Below are 21,924 nucleotides of genomic sequence, written 5' to 3'. Positions count from 1 at the left end.
GTCAGGAACCTGTGCCGATCATGTCGCGCAGCTCGTCGATGGAGAGCCACAGGTCGTTGGTGTCGGAGCGGTAGACGAAGTCGTCCGCGACCGGCTCGGCGTCCGCCGGCGGCGTGTAGCCCCAGCTGGCGATGGTCGGCTGGACCACGTACCGGTCGGGCAGGCGCAGCGTTCGGGAGGCGTCGTCCAGCGAGATCATCTCCTCGTGCAGCTTCTCGCCGGGGCGGATGCCGATCTCGTACGTGGAGACGTCCGGCGCGACCGCGTTGGCGAGGTCGAGGATGCGCATCGACGGGATCCGCGGCACGTAGAGCTCGCCGCCGTTCATCAGGTCGAACGACGTGGAGACGAAGCGGACCGCCTGGTCGATCGTGATCCAGAAGCGGGTCATCCGCTTGTCCGTGATCGGCAGGCTGCGCCCCTCCGCGTGCAGCCTGCGGAAGAACGGGACCACCGAGCCGCGGCTGCCGACCACGTTGCCGTAGCGGACCACCGCGAAGCGGGTCGGATGGTTGGCCGCGTAGTGGTTCGCCGAGATGAAGATCTTGTCGGCGGTCAGCTTGGTGGCGCCGTACAGGTTGATCGGGCTGGAGGCCTTGTCCGTGGAGAGCGCCACGACCTTCTTGACGCCGCAGTCGATCGCGGCCTCGACCACGTTCTGCGAGCCGTAGACGTTGGTGCGGACGAACTCGAACGGGTTGTACTCCGCGGTGTCGACCTGCTTGAGCGCGGCCGCGTGCACCACGAAGTCGACGCCGTGCATCGCGCGGGTGAGCCGCTCGCGGTCGCGCACGTCGCCGATGAACCAGCGCAGGCGCGGGTCGTCGCCCATCAGCTGACGCGTCTCGTACTGCTTGAGCTCGTCGCGGGAGAACACCACGAGCCGCTTCGGGTTCAGGTGGTCGAGGGCGTAGCGCAGGAACGCCTTGCCCAGCGAGCCCGTACCCCCGGTGATCAGGATTGCCGACCCGGCCAGCACGCTCACGGTGAAAACCCCCTGGTACCTCGACTTTGCGGCGCTTTGCCACCCGACCTAACGACCAAGCATCTTGATCGTTCGTTGGACAGACGGAAGAAAAGCTGCAGAATGCCAAAAATCGCCGCAAAGGAGTCTTCTTTGCCACCCCTGGACCGCCTGCGCGAGGTGTTTCGCGCGTCGCTCGAACTCCCGGCCGACGCCGACGTCGACGACCTGGAGTACCGAGGCATCGAGAAGTGGGACTCGCTCGCGCACATGGCCCTGGTCGCCGCGCTGGAGCAGGCCTTCGACGTCATGATCGACACCGAGGACGTGCTGGCGATCAGCTCGTTCACGGCGGCCCGCAAGGTGCTGGAGCGCCAGGGGGTCGACTTTGACTAGCCGCGTCGCGCTGGTCACCGGCGCGTCCCGCGGCATCGGCCGGGCCGTCGCGAACCGCCTGGCCGCGGACGGCCACACGCTCTGCTTACACGCCAGCAGAGCGGAGAACGTGGACTTTCCCGGCGCGCTCGCGGTCGGCGGTGACGTCGCGGACGCGGACGCGATGAAGGCGATGGCCCGGGAGATCTTCACGGTGCACCGCCGCCTCGACGCGCTGGTGATCAACGCGGGTACGCACGACGCCGCGATGCTCGGCGCGATGCCGGCCGCGGCCGTGGACCGGCTCTTCGCGGTCAACGCGGCCGGCGCCGCCCACACGCTGCAGGCCTCGATCAGCCTGCTGCGCCGTGGCGACCGGCCGGCCGTCGTGCTGGTCTCCTCCATCATGGGTACGGCCGGAGCCGCCGGCCAGGCCGTCTACGGCGCCACCAAGGCCGCGGTCGCCGGGCTGGCCCGCGCCGCCGCCAAGGAGCTCGGGCCGCTCGGCATCCGGGTCAACGCGGTCGCGCCCGGCTTCGTCGACACGGACATGCTGGCCAGCCTGGACGAGACCGCGCGCAAGGAGCGGATCGCCGCCACCGCGCTCGGCCGGCTCGGCACCCCGGACGACGTCGCCGCGGCCGTCGCGTTCCTGCTCGGCCCGGACGCCGCCTTCGTCACCGGCCAGGTGCTGGGCGTGGACGGCGGGCTGACGGTATGAGGCTCTCCGGCACCGATCGGCGCAGCGTGCCGACCCAGGCGGCCGGGTCGGCCGCGACCGGGCTCTCCGACGCGGACGCGGTCACGCTGCCGCACCCGGGCGCCGCGCTGATCGACCCGATCGCCGGACGCGAGCTGAGCGGATCCGCGCTGATCGCGGCCGTGGACGCGGCCGCCGACCGGTACGCGGAGCTGCCCGCCGGGCCGGTGTTCGCGCTGACCCGCACGGACGTCGACTCGGTGGTCCGCTACCTGGGCGCGGTGCAGGCCCGCCGGCCGGTCGCGCTGATCGACGCGGGGCTGTCCCCGGAGATGCTCGGCGACCTGATCGACCGCTACCGGCCCGGCGTCATCACCGGTGTCGCCGGCCGGACGCAGGATCGGCTCACCCCGTACGACGTGCGGGAATGTGCGGTCCTGGGCCCGCTGTGGGCGGGGCCCGACGGCGCCGAGACGCACCCGGACCTGGCGCTGCTGCTGGCCACGTCCGGCTCGACCGGGAACCCTCGGCTGGTGCGGCTGTCCCGGCACGCGCTGTTCCGGAACGTGGCCTCGGTGGTCGCGGCGCTCGGCATCGACGCGACCGAGACCACGGTCACCAGCCTGCCGCTGTTCTACACGTACGGGCTGATGGTCCTGAACACGCACCTCGCGGCCGGCGGGACCGTGCTGCTCGACCCGCGCGGGCTGCTCGACGCCGGGTTCTGGCGCACCGCCGCGGACCGGCGGATCACCTCGCTGGCCACGGTGCCGTACCAGTGCGAGATGCTCCGCCGGATCGGCTTCGACCCGCAGACCGTGCCGACGCTGCGCACGCTCACCCAGGCCGGCGGCCGGCTGCGCAGCGATCTGGTGGTCGACTTCAGCGCCCGCATGCGTACCGCCGGCGGGGAACTGATCGTCATGTACGGCCAGACCGAGGCCGGCCGGATGGCCGTGCTCCCGCCGGGATTCCTGCCGGACGCGGCCGAGTCGGCCGGCGCCGCGATCCCGGGCGGCGCGTTCCTGGTCGACTCGCCGGACGCGGACGGCACCGGCGAGATCGTCTACACCGGGCCGAACGTGATGATGGGGTACGCGGACTCCGCCGCCGACCTGGTGCGCGGCGACGACCTGGCCGGCGTGCTGCCGACCGGTGACGTCGGCCGGGTGGACGAGCGCGGCCTGCTGTTCCTCAGCGGCCGGATCAAGCGGTTCAGCAAGGTCTTCGGCGTCCGGCTCAACCTGGACGACGTGGAGCGGATGCTGACCGGGCGCGGCCCGCTCGCCGCGGTCAGCGGCGACGACCGGATCGTGATCTACGCGGAGGCGGCCGACGACGACCTGCGCACGGTCATCCGCCACGACCTGGTCAAGCGGACCGGCCTGCACTCCACCGGCTTCGACATCCGCGCGATCGACGCGCTCCCGCTGCTGCCCAACGGCAAGATCGACTATCAGTCGCTGAGCGGTATGGAGCGGTAAGTCCGTTCTCCGGAACCCCGTCGGCCCGTCCGGGTCGGCGGGGTTCTGTGCTGTGGGGACGGCAACCCGGCGGGACCCGAGCGCTCACCGCATAGCACCAGGTCGATCTATCAAGGCGCCGCGCACCCGGCCGAACTTGATTGGCGTAAGCAACGCCAACCGAGAGGCACACACCTTGCGCAACCTGCTCCGCTCCGCCGCCCTGACCGCCGTCACCGCCGCCCTCGTGATCGGTGGCACCGCCACCACCGCGACCGCCGCCGTGACCCCGGCCACCACGCTGGAGACGCAGGTCATCGCACAGACCAACACCGAACGCGCCAAGGCCGGCTGCAAGAAGCTCACCGTCTCCCCCGCACTGACCACAGCCGCCCGCGGACACTCCTCCGACCAGGCCAAGCACGGCTACTTCTCCCACACCGGCCGCAACGGCTCCACCTTCACCGCCCGCGTCAAGACCGCCGGCTACGCCCCCGCCGTCGGCGAGAACATCGCCTGGGGCTACAGCGACACCACCGGCGTCATGACCGGCTGGATGAACAGCCCCGGCCACCGCAAGAACATCCTCAACTGCAAGGCCGTCAAGATCGGCGTCGGCGTCGCCCGCGACACCAAGGGCACCATCTACTGGACCCAGGAATTCGGCGGCTGACCCACACACCTCCCTCACCCCCCGTTGATCAAGGGATCGGCGTCCACGGACGCCGATCCCTTGATCTGTTTCCGGCTCTGCCCGGGTTGACCTGCATGAACGTCTTCCAGCGGGGGCGCGAACGCTACCGTTAGCAGGCCTCGAACGCTACCTTTAGCCGACGCCTAAGGCGGCCGCCACCTCCGAATGGAGTGAGGCAAGGGCCGCTGAGGCGCGGTCGCGGGCGGCCGGGATCGGGGCGTCGCCGACCGGCTCGACGACCTCGAGGTAGGCCTTGAGTTTGGGCTCGGTGCCGGACGGGCGGACCACGACGCGGGCCGAGGCGGTGCGGAGGATGAGCACGTCGGCGTCGGGGAGCAGGTCCTCGGCCGCGGTCAGCGGCTCGCCGAGCAGCGTGGCCGGGGTGGCGGCGCGGAGCGCGGCCATCATGGTGGCGATCTCGGCGAGGTCGTCGACGCGGACCGAGAGCTGGTCGGTGGCGTGCACGCCGAACTCGGCGGCCAGCTCGTCGAGGCGGTCGGCGAGCGTGCGGCCCTCCTGCTTCAGCGAGAGCGCCAGCGACGCGGTCAGCAGCGCGGCCGTGATGCCGTCCTTGTCGCGGACCAGCGTGGGCGCCACGCAGTAGCCGAGCGCCTCCTCGTATCCGAAGGCCAGCTCGCCGCCGGTGGCCCGCACGATCCATTTGAAGCCGGTCAGCGTCTCGTCGTAGGCACGGCCCCGGGCCGTGCACAGCGCGCGCAGCAGCGACGACGAGACGATCGTGGTGGCGAACAGGCCGTCGGTGCCGCTCCGGATCAGCGCGTCCGCGAGGAGCGCGCCCAGCTCGTCGCCGCGGAGCATGCGCCAGGCACCGCCGGGGACCGGCACCGCGACCGCGCACCGGTCCGCGTCCGGGTCGTTCGCGATCGCCAGGTCCGCGCCGGTGGACGCGGCCAGCGCCAGCAGCAGGTCGGTGGCGCCGGGTTCCTCCGGGTTCGGGAACGCGACGGTCGGGAAGTCCGGGTCCGGTGCGGCCTGCTCCGGCACCACGATCGGTGCGCCGAACCCGGCGGCCTCGAACGCGGCGGCCAGCACCGGCCCGCCGACGCCGTGCATCGGGGTGTACGCGACCGTCAGCTCGGGCGAACCGGACACGATCGACGCCGCGGCGGTCACGTAGTCCGTCACGATCTCCTCGGCCAGCACCGTGCCGGGCGGTCCCAGCGGCACGGAGGCCAGCGGTCCGACGGCGCGGATCGCGGCGGAGATGCCCGCGTCGGCCGGCGGCACGATCTGCGCGCCGTCGCCGAGCAGCCCGCCCAGCCCGTTGCCCAGGTAGACCTTGTAGCCGTTGTCCTGCGGCGGGTTGTGACTGGCGGTGACCATCACGCCGGCGGCCGCGCCGAGCCGCCGCACCGCGAACGCGAGCACCGGCGTGGGCAGCGGGCGGGGCAGCAGCAGCGCCTCCCGGCCGGCACCGGTGGCGACCCGCGCGGTGCGCTCCGCGAACGCCCGGGAGCCGTGGCGCGCGTCGTAGCCGATCACCAGCGGGCCGGTCGCGTCCTGCGCGGCGAGCCAGCGGACCAGGCCGGCGGCGGCGCCGGTGACGACCGCGAGGTTCATCCCGTTCGGCCCGGCGCGCAGCGGCCCGCGCAGCCCGGCGGTGCCGAACGTGAGCGGCCCGGCGAAGCGGTCGGCCAGCTCGGCCGGGTCGCCCAGCACGGATCGCAGCTCGTCCCGGGTGATCGGATCGGGGTCGTCCGCGATCCACGCCTCGGCCTGTGCGATCAGCGAGTTGCTCATGGAGCCTTGATAGCACGGCGCCGGGACCGGAAGATCCGGTCCCGGCGTCCGGTGTCCTGGCTTACGACGCGGCCCCGGCTCAGGAGGCGGTCAGCGTGAACGTCTGCACGGTCTGGTCGTAGATGGGCTTGCTCTCCTGGAACCGGGCCTCGGTGGTGGTCAGGAAGAACGAGTAGACCTTGCCACCGGCCGAGACGAACCGCCGGATGCCGTGCCGGCCGGCGTCACCGGCGCCGCAGGTGTACTCCAGCTCGATCGCCTCCGTACCGGACATCTCCGCCGGGGTGCGCTGGACCTGCGTGTACGGCTTGGGGCAGGAGGTGGCGTTCTTCTCCAGGAACCCCTCGGCCGCGGTGACGAACTTCTCCAGGTCGCCGCCGTTCTCCACGGTGATGCGCAGCCGCCGGCCCTTGTCCTCCGGGTCGGTGAAGTCGACGTAGACGCGCTGCTCCGAGTCGTCGACCTTCCACCCGGCCGGCACGTCGACCGAGATGCCGCGGTTCGCGTACTGCTCGACCTCGATCGTCGGCGCGGGCGGCTCGGACGTGGTGGTCTGATTGCCCGCGATCGGGCCGGGCGTCGGCTCCTCGGCGCCGCCACCCAGGTTGAACAGCACGATGACCAGGATCAGCGCGGCCGCGGTGCCGGCCGCCGCGATCGCCTGGGTGCGGCGCGGCCACGACTTGACCGTGCTGGCCGCCTGCGCGCCGAACCGCTTCGCGGAGTCGAGCGGACCGGCGCCGCGCGACGAGCCGGCGGAGCCGCCGTAGACGCCGCCACTCTGCGAGACGGACATCGACGGCATCGGCCCGGTGGGCGCCATGCCCGGGTGGTGCTGCGGGTAACTGACGTGCGGCGGGATCGGCGCGGTGGTGTCGTTGTGCGGCTGCCACGGGGCGCCCATCGGCGGCGGGCCGGCCTGCATGCCGCCGTACGTCGCCGGGGAGACCGGGGAGGCGCCGCCGGACTGCTCGCCGGACTGGATCGCGCGGAGCCGGTCGGTCAGCGACTCGCCCGGCGCCAGCATCGCCGCGCCGCCGATCGCACCGCTCGGCGGCGGCTTCGGCGGAGCCTGCGGCGCGGGGGACATCGGCGCGTTCGGGTTCTGCCGGGGGCGCTGGGCGGGAACCACCGCGTACGGGTCCGTGGCCATGTGCGGGGGCACGTTGCTGGCCAGCGGGCCGGAGAGCAGCTCGCGGAGCAGCCGGCGGGCGGTGTTGACGTCCATCCGCCGGGCCGGGTCCTTCTCCAGCAGGCCGAGCAGCACGTTCGCCAGGGAGCCGGCGCGGACCGGCTGCAGCGGCGGGTCCTCGACGACCGAGTGCATGGTCTCGATCGGGTCGCCCTTGTCGAACGGCGGGCGACCCTCGACCGCTGTGAAGAGTGTCACACCGAGCGAGAACAGGTCGCTGGGCGGCCCGAAGTCCTGGCCCATGGCCCGTTCCGGCGAGATGAAGTGCGGCGAGCCGAGCACCATGCCGGGCGTGGTGAGCTGCACGTCCGTGGGCATGCGGGCGACGCCGAAGTCGGTGAGCACGCACCGGCCGTCCGCGGCGATCAGCACGTTCGCCGGCTTCACGTCGCGGTGCAGCACGCCGGCCGCGTGCGCGACCTCCAGCGCGCCGAGCAGCGCGATGCCGATCTTGGCCACCGCGCGCGGCGCCAGCGGGCCGTCCTCGATGATCATGTCGGCCAGCGAGCGCGCGTCCAGCAGCTCCATCACGATCCACGGGCGGCCGCCCTCGTGGACGACGTCGTAGACCTGGACGACCGCGGGGTGCTGAAGCGCGGCGGCGGCGCGGGCCTCGCGCAGCGTCCGCTCGTACATCTGATCCCGGTCGCTGGGGGCGAGCCCCGGCGGCAGGACGACCTCCTTGACCGCGACGTCGCGGCGCAGCAGCGTGTCGGACGCCCGCCACACTGTGCCCATGCCGCCGTGGCCCACCGCGGTGCGCAGGCTGTACCTGCCGCCGATGGTCGCGCCGGGGACGGCGCGGCCTCCGGTCGGGCCGACAGAAGGGCTGTTCCACGTCGGAATCTGTGTCACTGGAAATGCCGCCCGGGGGAGTCGAGGGCCGGAACCAACCCCCCTATCTTGCGGGGTCGCTCGCCGTGAGGAAAGGTGCGGGGTACCAACTCTCCGCGAACTCGACACTGAGTGTCCGCTGAGTGGCACTCGGTCCATCTTTCATCGCGGCCGGGCAACGATACCGAAACATGATGTGCGGAATACCTCACCCATCGATGGTGACGCCGGTCATAGGATCGGCGGATGAGGGATCGTTCAGCGGAGTCGGGTTTTCCGATCAAGCCGGTCTACGACGAGGCCGATCTCCCGTCCGGGCTGCCCGAGCGGCTCGGTGCCCCGGGCACCTGGCCGTACACCCGCGGGGTCTACCCGACGATGTACACGACCCGCCCCTGGACCATGCGGCAGTACGCCGGCTTCGGCACCGCGACCGAGTCCAACGCCCGCTACCACGCACTTCTGGCGGCCGGGACGATGGGCCTGTCCGTCGCGTTCGACCTGCCCACGCAGATGGGGTACGACTCGGACGAGCCGATCGCGCACGGCGAGGTGGGCAAGGTCGGGGTGGCGATCGACTCGATCGACGACATGCGGCTGCTCTTCCACGGCATTCCGCTGGACCGGGTCTCCACGTCGATGACGATCAACGCGCCCGGCTCCGTGCTGCTGCTGCTCTATCAGCTGGTGGCGGAGGAGAACGGGATTCCCGGCTCAATGCTGAACGGCACGATTCAGAACGACATTCTGAAGGAGTACATCGCGCGCGGCACCTACATCTTCCCGCCGAAACCGTCGTTGCGGCTGGTCGCGGACACGTTCGCGTACTGCCGCAAGGAGACGCCGAAATGGAACACGATCTCCATCTCCGGCTACCACATGGCGGAGGCCGGCGCGACGCCCGTGCAGGAGGTCGCGTTCACGCTGGCCAACGGCGTGGAATACGTGCGCGCCGCGATCGCGGCCGGCCTGGCCGTCGACGACTTCGCGCCCCGGCTGTCGTTCTTCTTCGTGGCCCGCACCACGCTGCTGGAGGAGGTCGCCAAGTTCCGCGCCGCCCGGAAGCTCTGGGCCGCGCTGATGCGGGACGAGTTCGGCGCGACCGACCCGAAGTCGCTGATGCTGCGCTTCCACACCCAGACCGCGGGCGTGCAGCTCACCGCGCAGCAGCCGGAGGTCAACCTGGTCCGGGTGGCGGTGCAGGCGCTCGGCGCGGTGCTGGGCGGCACCCAGTCGCTGCACACCAACTCCTACGACGAGGCGATCGCGCTGCCCACCGAGAAGGCGGCCCGGCTCGCGCTGCGTACCCAGCAGGTGCTCGCGTACGAGACCGACCTGACCGCGACCGTGGACCCGTTCGCCGGGTCGTACGTGGTGGAGGCGATGACGGACGAGATCGAGCGCGGCGCCCGCGAGCTGATCGACCGGGTCTTCGCGTTCGGCTCCTCGGTCGCCGCGATCGAGGCCGGCTTCCAGAAGCGGGAGATCGAGTCGTCCGCCTACCGGACCGCGCAGGAGATCGACGCCGGCGACCGCGTGGTGGTCGGCGTCAACCGGTTCGCCACCGACACCGACGAGCCCTACGAGCCGCTGCGGGTGGACCCGTCGATCGAGGCCGCGCAGGCCGCGCGCCTGGAGCGGCTGCGGGCGGACCGGGACGGTGACGCGGTCACGTCCGCGCTGTCGAGCTTGCGTGATGCCGCGGCCGGGACCGTGAGTGTCCTCTATCCGATGCGGGAGGCGTTGCGCGCGCGAGCGACCGTCGGTGAGGTCTGCCATGCGCTGCGCGACGTCTGGGGGACGTATCGCCCGTCCGAGACGTTCTGAGGACGTTTCTCTCACTCGTTCGAGTGGGCTTCCCGAAACGCCGTGCGCGGTGTGCGTTTGGCCTCATGGGGTACCAAGGAGTCGGAGACCGGCCCTGCCGAAACCCGGAGAACGCCCCCTTGACCAGGGGTAATTTTGATCAGAACAACCGCTGGCTGTCCGGTGTATACGGGACTCGCCCGAAGTGCACTCGTGTCCCGCGACGCCGTTACGCGTTGTAGAAAGGGAGGTGGCGAGTGCCTGCGCGGGACCACGGCGCAGACGGCGCCCCACCGACCCTCAAGCGTCCTTACCAGCGCTTTCGTGACGGACCGCGACCCGATCACTACCGTAACGAGGTTGCGCAGCGTCACCATGTGAGGTCTAGGCTGTCCGAGTCAACATCCATCCCCATCAACAGTGATCGAGAATCCGACGTGACGAGTGCGTTGACGCTGCCCAGCGGCGAGCTGACGTCGTCCTGGCCTGACACCCCACCCGGGGCCGACCCCCTGCCCGGTCAACTCGACCGATGGCTCGCGTCACGAGGGGCCGAGCTGGTAGCCGTTCGCCGGCACATCCACGCGCACCCGGAGTTGTCCTACCACGAGTTCGAGACCGCGGCGCTGATCGCCCGCGAGCTCGCCGGGGCCGGCCTGAAGCCGCGGTTCCTGCCCAACGGCAACGGCGTGATCTGCGACGTCGGCACCGGCGACCGGGTGATCGCGTTCCGGGCGGACCTCGACGCGCTGCCCATCCAGGACACCAAGGACGTGTCGTACCGGTCGACGGTCGACGGCGTGATGCACGCCTGCGGCCACGACGTGCACACCACGATCCTGCTCGGGCTCGGCCTCGCGCTGGCCAAGCTGGACGCGGAGGGTCAGCTCCCCGGCCGGGTGCGGCTGCTGTTCCAGCCCGCGGAGGAGTCGATCCCGTCCGGTGCGCCGCACGTGATCGCGGCCGGTGGGCTCAAGGACGTCGCCGCGATCTTCGCGCTGCACTGCTACCCGCAGCTCCCGGCCGGTCTGGTCGGCGTGCGGTCCGGCCCGTTCACGGCCGCTGCCGACACCATCGAGGTGAGGCTGCGCGGCGCCGGCGGGCACACCGCCCGGCCGCACCTGACCACCGACCTGGTGCACTCGCTGGGCCGGGTGATCGTGGACGTGCCCGCGCTGCTCGACCGCCGGATGGACGCGCGCGCCGGCGTCTCCATGGTGTGGGGCACGGTGAACGCCGGGCATGCCTACAACGCGATTCCCGCCGAGGGCTACGCCAAGGGCACCATCCGCATCCTCAGCCGCGAGGCCTGGCGTGAGGCGCCCGAGATGGTCACCAGCCTGATCAAGCACGTGGTCGGTGCGACCGGGGCGGAGGCCGACGTGGTCTACACGCGCGGCGTGCCCCCGGTGATCAACGACCGGATGACGTCCGCGCTGATCTCCGCGGCCGCCGGTGCCGCGCTCGGCCCGGAGCGCGTGGTCGAGGCCGAGATCAGCATGGGCGGCGAGGACTTCGCGTTCTACCTGGAGCAGGTGCCGGGCACGATGATCCGCCTCGGCACCAGCACGCCCGGCTCCGAGACCCGCCGCGACATCCACCAGGCCGGCTTCGACGTGGACGAGCGTGCGATCGGCTACGGCATCCGGGTGATGGCGCACACGGCCCTCGCCGCGCTCGCCAGCGGAGCCTTCTAAAAGATCAAAATCATCCGCGGGTACGAGGGGGCAGCGCATCATTCCGATGCGCCGCCCCTTCGCCGCTCTGCTGCCCAGCCCCCAGCGGCAGGCCCGAGCCGGCCCAGCGGCAGGCCCGAGCCGGCCCAGCGGCAGGCCCGAGCCGGCCCAGCGGCAGGCCCGAGCCGGCCCAGCGGCAGGCCCGAGCCGGCCCAGCGGCAGGCCCGAGCCGGCCCCGGCGGGAGGCCCGAGCCGGCCCAGCGGCAGGCCCGAGCCGGCCCCGGCGGGAGGCCCGAGCCGGCCCAGCGGCAGGCCCGAGCCGGCCCCGGCGGGAGGCCCGAGCCGGTCCCGGCGGGAGGCCCGAGCCGGTCCCGGCGGGAGGCCCGAGCCGGTCCCGGCGGGAGGCCCGAGCCGGTCCCGGCGGGAGGCCCGAGCCGGTCCCGGCGGGAGGCCCGAGCCGGCCCAGCGGCAGGCCCGAGCCGGCCCAGCGGGAGGCCCGAGCCGGCCCAGCGGGAGGCCCGAGCCGGCCCAGCGGCAGGCCCGAGCCGGTCCCGGCGGGAGGCTCGAGCCGGCCCAGCGGCAGGCCGGTGGCGAACTCGGCAGGCCCGAGCCGGTTCCGGCGCGGGTCTCGTCATCGGGCCCTTCGTGCCCGAATTTCGTGTCACGAGGCGGCGGCGAACCGCCGACGTTCACGGCGCCGCCGGTCGTCCCTCAGGGAGCGGCAGCCGGTGGGGCCGCGGGAGCAGGGGCCGCGGCGACGACGGGACGACGAGGGCGCAGCCGGCGCCAGAGCAGCACCAGCAGCACCAGCGGGAGGCCGACGCCGGCCGCCCACGGCAGCAGCACGCCGACCACGGTCAGCACCACCGCACCGAACGTGAGGAACGAGTCCCACCCGTTCTTCAGGCCGAACAGGAACCCGCGATCCTCCGGCTCCTCGGCCGGCGGTGGCGGCACCGTGTCCTGCACCAGCTCGACCGTGAGCGTGGAGAGCGCGGCCAGGTCCTTCAGCCGGTCCCGCTTCGCCTCAAGCGACGCCAGCTCGGCCTGCCGCCGCGCCAGCTCGTTCTCCAGCGACACCAGGTCGTTCAGCGACTTCGCCTGAGCCAGCAGCTTGCGGGCGCTCTCCACCTGCGCGCGCTGGCTGGCGATCCGCGAATCCAGGTCGACGACCTCCTCGGTCACGTCCTGCGCGTCGATCTTCCGGCTCTCCTGCTTGCCGAGCGCGGAGATCTTGCCGAGCACGTCGTAGAACCCGTCCCGCGGGATCCGCAGCGTGATCGTGGCCTTCTCGAACGGCGTGTTCGCGTAGTTGACGTCGGTGGACCGGGCGTCCGCCCCGACGAAACCGCCCGCGACCTCGGTCAGCCGGATGGCCTCCTCGGCCTGTGCGTCGACGTCCGCGACCCGGATCGTCACCGAGCCGGTGTAGATCACGTCTCGGTTGATCACGGGGGCGCCGCCGCCGGATCCGGGCGCGGCCTCCTGGGTGCCGCTGCCGGTCGCGCCGCCGGCGGTGTCCGGCGCGGCGCCCCCCTGCTGCGGCATGGCCGGTGCGGCGGCCGGTGCCTCACCGGCACTGGTGCTGGTGACCTCGTCCGAGCCGTCCGCGCCGCAGCCGGCCAGTGCCAGTGTGAGCGCCAGACCCGTCGCGCCGAACGCGGCGAGTGCGCGCTGTCGTCGTACCGTGGCCATGGTTGTCGGATCCCCTCGTGAGTCCGCGCCGCGGCGGCGCGTGCGTGACCGGTCAGACGCACCCGGCGGATGAACGGGTTCCGTGCGCGAACCTTCGGTAGCGTCACGTTTCGGCTGCGGGACGGCCACGGCCAGAAGGAGGCGTCGATGCGGATCACGAAGTTCACCCATGCCTGTGTCCGGCTGGAGCGCGACGGCGGCGTGCTGGTCATCGACCCGGGCGCGTTCAGTGAACGCGCCGCGCTGGACGGTGCGGACGCGATCCTGATCACGCACGAGCACATCGACCACGCGGAGCCGGAGCGGATCGTGGCCGCGGTGAAGGAGCGCGGCGTGCCGGTCTTCGCGCACCCGGGCGTCGCGGCCGCGCTGCCGGAGCTGACCAGCGTGATCACCACGGTGCAGCCCGGCGAGTCGATCGAGGCGGCCGGCTTCGCGGTGAGCGCGCACGGCGGCGCGCACCAGATCATCCACCCGGACATCCCGCGAGTGCCGAACCTGGCCTGGCTGGTCGAGGCGGACGGCACGAACGTCTACCACCCGGGCGACTCGTTCGCGATCCCGGACGCCGACGTCGACACGCTGTTCCTGCCGATCTCCGGGCCGTGGATGCGGATGGCCGAGGCCGTCGACTTCGGCCGCGAGGTCAACCCGCGGCGGGCGTTCGCGCTGCACGAGGCGCTGCTCAGCGAGATCGGCCTGGCCGTGGTCAACCGCAACCTGAACCTGCTGCTGGACTTCGAGTACGCCCGTCTCGAGCCCGGGACGACCGTGTCGTGAGCCTCGGCGCGGACCTGCTCCGGCGCCTCTACGGCGAGCCGCCGGAGCGCTTCACGGCAGCCCGGGACGAGGCCGTGGCCGAGGCGCGGGCGCGTGGCGACACGGCCGGGGCGAAGGAGATCGCCGCGCTGCGCAAGCCGGTGATCGCGGCCTGGCTGGTCAACCTGCTGGCCATCCGCCGCCCGGAACTGCTGGCCGACCTGGCCGCGCTGGCCGGCGAGATGCGCACGGCACAGCGCGAGCTGCGCGGCGCCGAGCTGCGCGAACTCTCGGCGCAGCGGCGCCGGGTGGTGGCGTCGCTGGTGGCGGAGGTGCGCACGCTCGCCGGCGCGGCCGGCGCCTCCACCGCGAAACTGCCGCTGAACGAGGTCGAGGACACTCTGAACGCCGCACTGTCCGATGAGGAGATCTCGGCGTCGGTGCGGTCCGGGCGGCTGCTGCGGCCGGTCTCCTACGCCGGCTTCGGCGAGGTGCCCCGCCCCCGGCTGCGCCTGGTCACGGCCGCGGACGAGGAGTCCGCCGAGGACACCGCGCCCGCCGAGGACATAGTGCCCGCCGAGGACACGGCGCCGACCGAGGACGGTGTGCTCGGCGACGAGAGCGCCGGAGAGGGCCGGAACACCGGCGGCGGGCGCGCCCGGCGGGCCCGCACGGCGGCCGGACCGAGTGCGGCGACGGGTCACGCGGACGGGAGCGTGCGAAGCCGCCGCAGCGGATCCGGGCGGCGAACGGCGCCCGAACCCGGCGGTGCGACCGGACCCGGCGACGCCACCGAATTCGGCGCTGCGACCGGACCCGCTGCTGCGACCGGATCCGGTGACGCGGCCGTCCGTCCCGCTGCCGCGCGCGGCCTGGATCGGCAGGACGAGCCGGCCCGCCGTACCGTCATCGCCGGCCGGTCGTCCGCCCGGACGGCCGAGGCCGCCGCGCGACGAGCGCTGGAGCGGGCCGAGCGGGAGGCGCTGCGCGACCGGGAGCGGGCCGAGGCGGGACTCGCGGCCGCTCAGGACGCCGAGCGGGCCGCCGTCGCCGCGGTCGCGGACCTCTCCGAGCGGATCGCCGCGCTCCAGGCCGAGCGCAACGAGGCCGACCACGAGGTGAGCCGGCGGAGACTGGCGCGCAAGACCGCGGAGCGGGGCGCGAGCGCGGCCCGGCGCCGGCACGGGGACACCGCGGCCGCGCTGGAAGCGACCCCGGACAGCGGCGCAGGACCGTTCGTCGAGCCTGCGGCGCCGTTCGCCGACAGCGGCGGGCGGAAAGGTGCGGCACGCCGGGGCAGGACTGACCGCGGCGGTCCGGCCAAGGCAGAATCGGGCGCGTGACCCCCGACCAGGCGGCGGCTGCCGCGAAGGCGCACATACTGCGTCTCGGCGGGGCGTTCGCGGAGGACCCGCTGACGCTGCAGCGCGCGCGGCGGCTCGGTCTCTCCGGCTGGGCGTACTACGTGGCCGCGCGCGGTGGCGCGCTCGGCGACGTGCGGGCCGACACGGTGGCCGCCGCGCTGGGCTTCATAGCGCCGGACGCGGTCTCGGACGGCTGGGACGCGGCCGCGACCGTGCTGCCGCCGTCGAAGATAGCGGCCGAGCATCTGACCGAGTGCGCGCGCTGGGGCGTGGAGCGGCTCTCCACGTTCCCGCGGCTGGCCCGGCTGATCGAGCTGTGCCGGCGGGTGGTGCTGGCCGCGGACCCGGCCGGCCTGCCGCTCTTCGCCGCGTGGCGGGCGATGCCGGTGCCGGATCAGCGGGCCGGCGGCCACGCCGCGATCCTGCTGCACCTGCTGCGCGAGCACCGCACCGGGGCGCACCTGATCGCCGCCCGGGTCAGCGGCCTGAGCCCGCTGGAGGCGGTGATCTCCGGGCCGGAGGGCGAGGCGGGCGCGGTGGCCTACGGCTGGCAGCCGCCCTACCCGAAGGTGCCGCCGCTGGTCCGGCGGCGGCTCTGGGCGGACGCGGTCACCGACCGGATAGCCGGCCAGGCCTACGAGGTGCTGTCGCTGGCCGAGCGCGCCGAGTTGCTCGGCCTCCTGGAGTCCGCCACCGCGCTGATCTGGCCCGACGACTGAGTCCCCGTGATCGAGGCGTCCCCCAGGTCGTTGGAACGACATGGGGGACGCCCTGATCACGGGTTCAGTCCGGCTTCGCGGTGCGGGTGGGCCGGGCGCGCAGCTCGGCCACGTAGTCGTCGGGCGCGCCGGCCGCCTGGGCCGCGTTGGCGATCTCGGTGAGGTACCACGAGGTGGGCAGGCCGCCCTCGTATCCGTTGAGCACGTAGACCCACGCGGTGACCTCGCCTTCGAGGGTCGCGACCCGCACGGTCAGCTTCCGGTATGTGCCGGAGTTCACCCCCTCGACCTCGTCGAGCTGGGCGGCGTCGAACTCGTCGACGTCGTAGAGGGCCACGAACACGCGGTCGCCCGGCGACTCCACCACCGTGGTGACGGCGCCCTCCCAGCCGAGGACGTCCTCCCCGGCGAAGGTCAGCCGCCACCCCTCCAGCCACCCGACCCCGATCATGGGCGAGTGCGGAGCGTAAGCATGCATGCGGGCTGGGTCGAGGTTTGAGCCATACGCGGCGTAATGACGCACGGCGATGACGATAGCCCGGCGGACCGGTGGGGGAGAATATGACCGAGCGTGTCGTATCTGGTTTACGGGGAAAAACCAGATCGTGGTCGGGAGGAATCAGGCATGAGCGGTGCGGTAGCGGGTGGAATCGTCATCATCGGTGGCGGTCCGGCCGGATATGAGGCGGCGCTGGTCGCGGCGCAACTGGGCGCCGAGGTGACGGTGGTCGAGCAGGACGGCGCGGGCGGCGCCTGCGTGCTGTTCGACTGTGTGCCGTCGAAGACCTTCATCGCCAGTTCGGGTGTGGTGACCGCGTTCCGGGACACGGAGGAGTTCGGCATCGACTCCGACGGCCTGGAGGCGGTGACCGTGGACGCGCCCGCCGTGCACGCGCGGGTGAAGCGGCTGGCGCTGGCGCAGTCGTCGGACATCCACGACAAGCTGATCAAGGCGGGCGTGACCATGGTGTCCGGCCGGGCGCGTCTCGGCGACGACACGCTGGGTCACACTCACCGGGTTCTGGTCACGCCGGACAATGGTGACGCTGAGTATTCTATTGATGCTCGCACGGTTCTGATCGCGACCGGGGCCACGCCGCGTCAGCTCCCGTCCGCGATGCCGGACGGCGAGCGCATCCTGACCTGGCGAGAGATCTACGACCTGCCGGAGCTGCCGGAACACCTCGTCGTGATCGGGTCCGGCGTCACCGGCGCGGAGTTCGCCAGCGCCTACCTGGCGATGGGAATTGACGTGACGTTGGTCTCCAGCCGGGACCGGGTCATGCCGCACGAGGACGCGGACGCCGCGATGGCGATCGAGCGCGTCTTCCGCTCCCGGGGCATGAACATCCTGAACAACTCGCGCGCCGAGTCGGTGCTCCGTGGTGGCGACGGTGTCAAGGTAACGCTGGAGGACGGCCGCGAGGTCTTCGGCTCGCACGCGCTGATGGCGGTCGGCTCCATCCCGAACACCGCGGACCTGGGCCTCTCGGAGTACGGCGTCGAGGTGGCCCGCGGCGGCTACGTCACGGTCGACCGCACCTCGCGCACGAACGTCCCCGGCATCTACGCGGCCGGCGACTGCACCGGCGTGCTGCCGCTGGCCAGCGTGGCCGCGATGCAGGGCCGGATCGCGATGTGGCACGCACTCGGCGACGCAGTCCGCCCGCTGCGCCTGCGCACGGTCGCGGCGAACGTGTTCACCGACCCGGAACTGGCCACGGTCGGCGTCTCGCAGGACGAGGTGGACTCCGGCAAGGTCACCGCGCGCCAGGTGATGCTGCCGCTGAACGGCAACGCCCGCGCCAAGATGGACGACCTGCACGACGGCTTCGTGAAGATGTTCTGCCGGCCGAGCGGGCACGTCATCGGCGGCGTGGTGGTGGCGCCGAAGGCCAGCGAGCTGATCCAGCAGATCGCGCTCGCGGTGGAGAACAACCTCACCGTGGACCAGCTCGCCCAGACGATCACGATCTATCCGTCGCTGTCCGGGTCGGTCGCCGAGGCCGCGCGCCAGCTCATGCTGCACGACCTCGAATAAAAGTTGATCAGTGCCGCGACTCACTTGGGCGAAACGTCCACATTTGGCGCTCGGTGAGCCGCGCGGCGCGTACCGTGGAGGGGCCCACGACATCGGGTCCCCCGTTCTCGATGTCGGGCGTCGGCACCACCATCCCACCGGTCGCTCGCGATGCAGGCCGGTGGCGGGACGGTGCCGGGGCCGCCGGCAGGTCCCGTGCCGGCGGCCCGTATACGGGCCCGTCGATCTCACGATCAAAACCGGCTGCGCCCACATTCCTTCGCGGGTACGGTGGATGCCATGCGATACGGCCAGCAGACGACGACGCCGGGTTCTCCCCGGCGGCGACTGTCACTGCGCTGACGCAGCTCGGCACACGCAAGCCCCGGGGCGATTCGCTCCGGGGCTTCGTCTTTCTCTCTCCTCGGAGCGTGCGGCCCCCATCCGTACCCCCGAAGGAGTCCTGTCATGATCGACCACCGCAAGCTGGGCCGTGAGCTGGAGCTGTTCGCGAGCGACCCGCTGGCCGGCTCCGGCCTGCCGCTCTGGCTGCCGGACGGCGCGGCCGCCCGCCACGCCGTCGAGGAGTACCTGCGCGAGGAGGAACGCCGCGCCGGTTACCAGCACGTCAACTCGCCGCCGCTGGGCAGGAGGGAGCTGTACCTGACCAGCGGGCACCTGCCGCACTACGCGGACGACATGTTCCCGGTGATGGCGCTCTCCGCGGACGACGAGTTCGTGCTGAGACCGTCCGCGTGCCCACACCACGCGCTGATCTACCGGTCCCGCGGCCGCTCCTACCGGGAGCTGCCGCTGCGCATCGCGGAGCTGGGCGGCATGTACCGGGCGGAACGGTCCGGCGTGCTCGGCGGGCTGAGCCGGGTGCGCGGCATGTGGCTCAACGACGCGCACGTGTTCGCGCCGCTGTCCCTGGTCGCCGACGAGATCGGCCTGGTGCTCCGCATGATCGGCAAGGCGCACGCGGCGCTCGGCGTGAAACCGGCCGGGTTCCGGCTGTCGCTGCGCGGCGACGGCCCGAAGTACGTCGGCGACGGCGCGATGTGGGACCGGGCCGAGGGGATCCTGCGGGACGTACTGCGCGACTCCGGCCGTGCGTTCGCGGAGGAGCCGGGCGAGGCCGCGTTCTACGGACCGAAGATCGACATCCAGGTGGTGGACGCGGGCGGCCGGGAGATGACCCTGTCCACCGTCCAGCTCGACTTCCACCAGCCGGCGCAGTTCGGGCTGTCCTACGTGGACTCCGCGGGCGCGCGGCAGGTGCCGGTGATGATCCATCGCAGCCTGGTCGGGAGCATGGAACGGCTGTTCGCCTACCTGATCGAGGTGCACGACGGCGCGTTCCCGCTGTGGTACGCGCCCCGCCAGCTCCAGGTGCTGCCGATCTCGGCCGCGCAGGAGGACGCGGCGCGCGAGTTCTGCCGCGCGGCGATCTACGCCGGACTGCGCGCGGAGGTGGTGGCGGACGGCTCGGTGTCGTCCCGGGTCCGGCGGTCCGCGCAACAGCGGGTGCCGTACGCCGCGATCATCGGCCCGTCCGAGGCCGCGTCCGGCGAGGTCTCGCTGCGCCCGCGCAACGCGCCCGGTCTCGCCCCGATGCCGGCCGCCTCGGCGCTGCGCCGCCTGCGGGAGGAGGCCGACCCGCACGACGCCGCCTGACGCCGGTAGCGCGTCCCGCCCCTACGGTGATCGAGGCGTCGTTCACGTCGTTGGAACGACATGGACGACGCCTCGATCATGGTGCGGGCTCACGCGACGGCGCGGCGGCGGAAGCCGTGGAGGCCGGCGGCGGTGAAGACGGCGCCGAAGCCGGGCAGCGCGAGCAGCGAGATCCACGGCGCGATGTGCGGGACCTCCGGCATCGACGCGGCGCTGACCGCCTCGGACAGGTAGGTCAGCGGGTTCAACAGCGTCACCACCTGGAACCACGCCATCGAGTCCAGCGACTTCCACGGGTACTGGGTGGCGCCGGTGAACATCAGCGGCGTCATGATCAGCGCGAACACGATGCTGATCTTCGAGGGCGGCACCATCGTGCCGAGCGTGAGCCGATCGACGCGCCCACCCAGCCGCCCAGGAGCAGGGACGCGACCATCAGCGGTACGCCGGGGGAGTGCCACGGCACGTCGCCGAGCACCAGGAAGCCGATCAGGTACATGAGCACCACGGACGCGGCCGACCGGGTCATCGCGAGCACGATCTTCTCCACCGAGACAGCCCACGATCTCCATGGTGAACGAGAACTCCATGATCAGCGGAAACGACACTTCTCGGCGACCTGCCGGTGACCGAGGTCGCCGCCGTGCATGCCCGGCGCGGTGAGCACGGCGACCCCGGCCGGGGTCAGATTGTGGTGCGTGGCAGGGTAACCGCCCCAGCGCTGCTGGGGCAGTCGGGCCGAGAGCACGAGCAGGCTGCCCAGCGGCTCCTCGTGCAGTCGTGAGGTGTCCACGCGGGTCCTGATGGTCAGGGGCCGAACGACTTCGCTGTCGGCGCACGCGGGCACTCAGCCCGGAGCCGCCGTGAGGATCGCGTCGAGGCCGCGGGTGAACAGCTCGTCGTCGTCCCACGGGCTCTCGTCCAGGTGGCCGGACGCGACCAGCGTGGGGTAGGCGTCCCGGTGCGCCACCAGGTGCTGCCGCGCCCGGAGGTCGCGGGTCTGCCGCCAGGTGCTCTCGGTGAGCGCGGCCCCGATCACGTAGTTGGCCAGCAGCCGGGTGACCACCGCCAGCTCCCGGCCGACGAGACCACCGCGGACCAGCGCGGCCTGCAGGAACTCGGTGCGGGCCAGCACGTTCGGCCCGAGCATCGGCCGGCCGATCAGCTGCGGTGCCCACGGGTGCCGCAGCATCGCCGCGCGCCAGCCCGAGGCCAGCGCGCGCACGTCGTGTCGCCAGTCGCCCGGCTCCGGCAGCCGCACCTCGCCGAAGATCTCGTCGGTGGCCAGGTCGAGCACGTCGTCCTTGGTCCTCACGTGCCAGTAGAGCGCGGTCGAGGTCACCGCGAGCCGCTCGGCCAGCCGGCGCATGGTCAGCCCATCGGCGCCGTGCAGATCGAGCAGCTCCACGGCCTCGGCGACGATCCGCTCCCGGGTCAGCGGGGTCGTCCGCCGGGCCCGCGCCGGCTCCACCCGCAGCCACACCGCACCCGCCCGGTCCGGTTCTGACCTGGACAATCGTGCCTCCGTTAATGGCTTGCGACGCTTAACTTAACGTCGTTAAATTAACACCACGACGACCGGGAGGGTACGGACGACCGATGCCTCTGCTGCGAATTCAACTCGATACCGACCGGAACACCGCGCGTCGCGTGGTCGAACTCCATCGCCGCGGCGGGACGCACCCGGAGTCGCGCGGCGCGGCCGAGGCCGAGGTCTGGCGCAAGGGACACACTCCGGCCGCCGCGCCGGTCTTCATCGGCATCACCAACGGCGAGCCGGTCCGCCTCATCTACGACGTCGAGATCTACCCCGACGTGACGGGCAGCTGACCGTCCGGCATCCGGGCGACCGCGCCGACGATCCGTGATCCAGGCGTCCCCCATGTCGTTACCGAGCTTTCGGGGTTGAGGTGCGAGCAGTGCTGTTCATCCGGGGGCGACGCGCCGGAAATTTCGGGATATGGGGAGACCTCGTCGGAGGTGCTTCTCATCTTGACGCCGAAGGGGCAGTAGAGCGACATGGGGCCGGCCCGTGCACTGGAGGGGCCTGCTCGTGCGCTGGAAGGGCGGCCCGGACGCCGGAAGGCCCGGTGATTCGTGGGGGCCGCGCGAACCGCGGGGCGCCGCGCGCCGGGTTTTCGGGACCACCGGTGAACCGGAAGGGAGGCCGCCCGCGGCCGACCGGTGCCCGCGGGAGCATGCGGTCCGGACCACGCCGGAAGCGG

21 protein-coding genes are annotated in these 21,924 nt (G+C 72.4%); 12 read left to right on the top strand and 9 right to left on the bottom strand.

Translation table 11 applies throughout. The annotated features are described in order from the left end of the window. Position 1: 1 nt before the first annotated feature. Positions 2–979, bottom strand: a complete 978-nt coding sequence (gene pseB / locus J2S43_RS31355) for a UDP-N-acetylglucosamine 4,6-dehydratase (inverting) (protein ID WP_306839563.1) — start codon at positions 977–979, stop codon at positions 2–4. A gap of 138 nt (positions 980–1,117) precedes the next feature. On the opposite strand from pseB, the gene J2S43_RS31350 reads away from it, so the two are divergent. From J2S43_RS31350 to J2S43_RS31335, 4 genes are all read left to right on the top strand, one after another. Beyond that, entirely contained in the window at positions 1,118–1,360 is a 243-nt protein-coding gene (locus J2S43_RS31350; protein ID WP_306835188.1) for an acyl carrier protein, read from the top strand. Then, on the top strand, positions 1,353–2,060 hold the full coding sequence (locus J2S43_RS31345; RefSeq protein ID WP_306835187.1) for an SDR family NAD(P)-dependent oxidoreductase: 708 nt from the start codon (positions 1,353–1,355) through the stop codon (positions 2,058–2,060). The genes J2S43_RS31350 and J2S43_RS31345 overlap by 8 nt, the downstream gene beginning before the upstream one ends. Beyond that, positions 2,057–3,523, top strand: coding sequence for an AMP-binding protein (locus tag J2S43_RS31340; RefSeq protein ID WP_306835185.1), 1,467 nt, complete (start codon positions 2,057–2,059; stop codon positions 3,521–3,523). Before J2S43_RS31345 ends, J2S43_RS31340 begins: the two co-directional genes overlap by 4 nt. Before the next feature lie 175 nt (positions 3,524–3,698). Continuing rightward, positions 3,699–4,175: a CAP domain-containing protein gene (locus J2S43_RS31335; protein WP_306835184.1), complete on the top strand. Its 477-nt coding sequence runs from the start codon at positions 3,699–3,701 to the stop codon at positions 4,173–4,175. Positions 4,176–4,328: 153 nt separating this feature from the next. Here the strand turns inward: J2S43_RS31335 and J2S43_RS31330 are convergent, their stop codons facing one another. Both J2S43_RS31330 and J2S43_RS31325 read right to left on the bottom strand, forming a co-directional pair. Further along, positions 4,329–5,957, bottom strand: a complete 1,629-nt coding sequence (locus J2S43_RS31330) for a phospho-sugar mutase (protein ID WP_306835182.1) — start codon at positions 5,955–5,957, stop codon at positions 4,329–4,331. A 79-nt stretch (positions 5,958–6,036) separates the two neighbouring features. After that, entirely contained in the window at positions 6,037–8,004 is a 1,968-nt protein-coding gene (locus tag J2S43_RS31325) for a serine/threonine-protein kinase (RefSeq protein ID WP_306835180.1), read from the bottom strand. 225 nt (positions 8,005–8,229) lie between these two features. Between J2S43_RS31325 and J2S43_RS31320 the strand changes: the two genes are divergently transcribed. Beyond that, the gene (locus J2S43_RS31320; RefSeq protein ID WP_306835177.1) at positions 8,230–9,810 is read left to right on the top strand and encodes an acyl-CoA mutase large subunit family protein; all 1,581 of its coding nucleotides are present in this window, start codon (positions 8,230–8,232) and stop codon (positions 9,808–9,810) included. Between the two features lie 416 nt (positions 9,811–10,226). Next, the gene (locus J2S43_RS31315; RefSeq protein WP_306835175.1) at positions 10,227–11,486 is read left to right on the top strand and encodes an amidohydrolase; all 1,260 of its coding nucleotides are present in this window, start codon (positions 10,227–10,229) and stop codon (positions 11,484–11,486) included. A 690-nt stretch (positions 11,487–12,176) separates the two neighbouring features. Here the strand turns inward: J2S43_RS31315 and J2S43_RS31310 are convergent. Then, entirely contained in the window at positions 12,177–13,160 is a 984-nt protein-coding gene (locus tag J2S43_RS31310; protein WP_306835173.1) for a DUF4349 domain-containing protein, read from the bottom strand. Between the two features lie 147 nt (positions 13,161–13,307). Between J2S43_RS31310 and J2S43_RS31305 the strand changes: the two genes are divergently transcribed. From J2S43_RS31305 to J2S43_RS31295, 3 genes are read left to right on the top strand one after another with little or no spacing between them, the layout of a single operon-like run. Next, positions 13,308–13,940, top strand: coding sequence for an MBL fold metallo-hydrolase (locus J2S43_RS31305; protein WP_306835171.1), 633 nt, complete (start codon positions 13,308–13,310; stop codon positions 13,938–13,940). Beyond that, complete coding sequence (locus J2S43_RS42315) at positions 13,937–15,262, top strand: hypothetical protein (protein WP_370881677.1); 1,326 nt, start codon at positions 13,937–13,939, stop codon at positions 15,260–15,262. Before J2S43_RS31305 ends, J2S43_RS42315 begins: the two co-directional genes overlap by 4 nt. Then, on the top strand, positions 15,259–16,002 hold the full coding sequence (locus tag J2S43_RS31295; RefSeq protein WP_306835169.1) for an SCO6745 family protein: 744 nt from the start codon (positions 15,259–15,261) through the stop codon (positions 16,000–16,002). Before J2S43_RS42315 ends, J2S43_RS31295 begins: the two co-directional genes overlap by 4 nt. A gap of 64 nt (positions 16,003–16,066) precedes the next feature. Here J2S43_RS31295 and J2S43_RS31290 read toward each other — a convergent pair whose 3' ends face one another. Beyond that, entirely contained in the window at positions 16,067–16,525 is a 459-nt protein-coding gene (locus J2S43_RS31290) for a gamma-glutamylcyclotransferase family protein (RefSeq protein ID WP_306835167.1), read from the bottom strand. 102 nt (positions 16,526–16,627) lie between these two features. On the opposite strand from J2S43_RS31290, the gene J2S43_RS31285 reads away from it, so the two are divergent. Together J2S43_RS31285 and thrS are read left to right on the top strand one after the other, a co-directional pair. Further along, on the top strand, positions 16,628–18,043 hold the full coding sequence (locus tag J2S43_RS31285) for an NAD(P)H-quinone dehydrogenase (RefSeq protein WP_306835165.1): 1,416 nt from the start codon (positions 16,628–16,630) through the stop codon (positions 18,041–18,043). A 447-nt stretch (positions 18,044–18,490) separates the two neighbouring features. Further along, positions 18,491–19,699, top strand: coding sequence for a threonine--tRNA ligase (gene thrS, locus J2S43_RS31280; RefSeq protein ID WP_306835164.1), 1,209 nt, complete (start codon positions 18,491–18,493; stop codon positions 19,697–19,699). Between the two features lie 89 nt (positions 19,700–19,788). Here the strand turns inward: thrS and J2S43_RS31275 are convergent, their stop codons facing one another. Genes J2S43_RS31275 through J2S43_RS31260 form a run of 4 tightly spaced genes read right to left on the bottom strand, consistent with a single transcriptional unit; the run spans position 19,789 to position 21,215 of the window. After that, positions 19,789–20,073 carry a hypothetical protein gene (locus tag J2S43_RS31275; protein WP_306835162.1) on the bottom strand — a complete coding sequence of 95 codons (285 nt, stop codon included), beginning with the start codon at positions 20,071–20,073 and terminating at the stop codon, positions 19,789–19,791. Continuing rightward, entirely contained in the window at positions 20,034–20,249 is a 216-nt protein-coding gene (locus tag J2S43_RS31270; RefSeq protein ID WP_306835160.1) for a hypothetical protein, read from the bottom strand. The genes J2S43_RS31275 and J2S43_RS31270 overlap by 40 nt, the downstream gene beginning before the upstream one ends. Positions 20,250–20,291: 42 nt before the next feature. Further along, positions 20,292–20,492: a hypothetical protein gene (locus J2S43_RS31265; RefSeq protein WP_306835158.1), complete on the bottom strand. Its 201-nt coding sequence runs from the start codon at positions 20,490–20,492 to the stop codon at positions 20,292–20,294. A 54-nt stretch (positions 20,493–20,546) separates the two neighbouring features. Then, the gene (locus tag J2S43_RS31260) at positions 20,547–21,215 is read right to left on the bottom strand and encodes a TetR/AcrR family transcriptional regulator C-terminal domain-containing protein (RefSeq protein WP_306835157.1); all 669 of its coding nucleotides are present in this window, start codon (positions 21,213–21,215) and stop codon (positions 20,547–20,549) included. Positions 21,216–21,298: 83 nt separating this feature from the next. Between J2S43_RS31260 and J2S43_RS31255 the strand changes: the two genes are divergently transcribed. Then, a complete protein-coding gene (locus J2S43_RS31255; RefSeq protein WP_306835155.1) occupies positions 21,299–21,529 on the top strand; it encodes a hypothetical protein in 231 nt (76 codons plus the stop codon). Positions 21,530–21,924 lie beyond the last annotated feature (395 nt).

It is taken from the genome of Catenuloplanes nepalensis (assembly GCF_030811575.1).
Classification (GTDB): domain Bacteria; phylum Actinomycetota; class Actinomycetes; order Mycobacteriales; family Micromonosporaceae; genus Catenuloplanes; species Catenuloplanes nepalensis.
Note: the sequence above shows the minus strand (reverse complement) of the source record. Positions and strands in the feature narration are given on the sequence as shown.

What these genes read in the sequence shown, in the direction of transcription:
- J2S43_RS31340 (WP_306835185.1), top strand. Translation starts at nt 2,057, where the DNA reads ATGAGGCTCTCCGGCACCGATCGGCGCAGCGTGCCGACCCAGGCGGCC.
- J2S43_RS31330 (WP_306835182.1), bottom strand. Translation starts at nt 5,957, where the DNA reads ATGAGCAACTCGCTGATCGCACAGGCCGAGGCGTGGATCGCGGACGAC.
- J2S43_RS31320 (WP_306835177.1), top strand. Translation starts at nt 8,230, where the DNA reads ATGAGGGATCGTTCAGCGGAGTCGGGTTTTCCGATCAAGCCGGTCTAC.
- J2S43_RS31310 (WP_306835173.1), bottom strand. Translation starts at nt 13,160, where the DNA reads ATGGCCACGGTACGACGACAGCGCGCACTCGCCGCGTTCGGCGCGACG.
- J2S43_RS31305 (WP_306835171.1), top strand. Translation starts at nt 13,308, where the DNA reads ATGCGGATCACGAAGTTCACCCATGCCTGTGTCCGGCTGGAGCGCGAC.
- J2S43_RS31285 (WP_306835165.1), top strand. Translation starts at nt 16,628, where the DNA reads ATGAGCGGTGCGGTAGCGGGTGGAATCGTCATCATCGGTGGCGGTCCG.
- thrS (WP_306835164.1), top strand. Translation starts at nt 18,491, where the DNA reads ATGATCGACCACCGCAAGCTGGGCCGTGAGCTGGAGCTGTTCGCGAGC.
- J2S43_RS31275 (WP_306835162.1), bottom strand. Translation starts at nt 20,073, where the DNA reads ATGGTGCCGCCCTCGAAGATCAGCATCGTGTTCGCGCTGATCATGACG.
- J2S43_RS31255 (WP_306835155.1), top strand. Translation starts at nt 21,299, where the DNA reads ATGCCTCTGCTGCGAATTCAACTCGATACCGACCGGAACACCGCGCGT.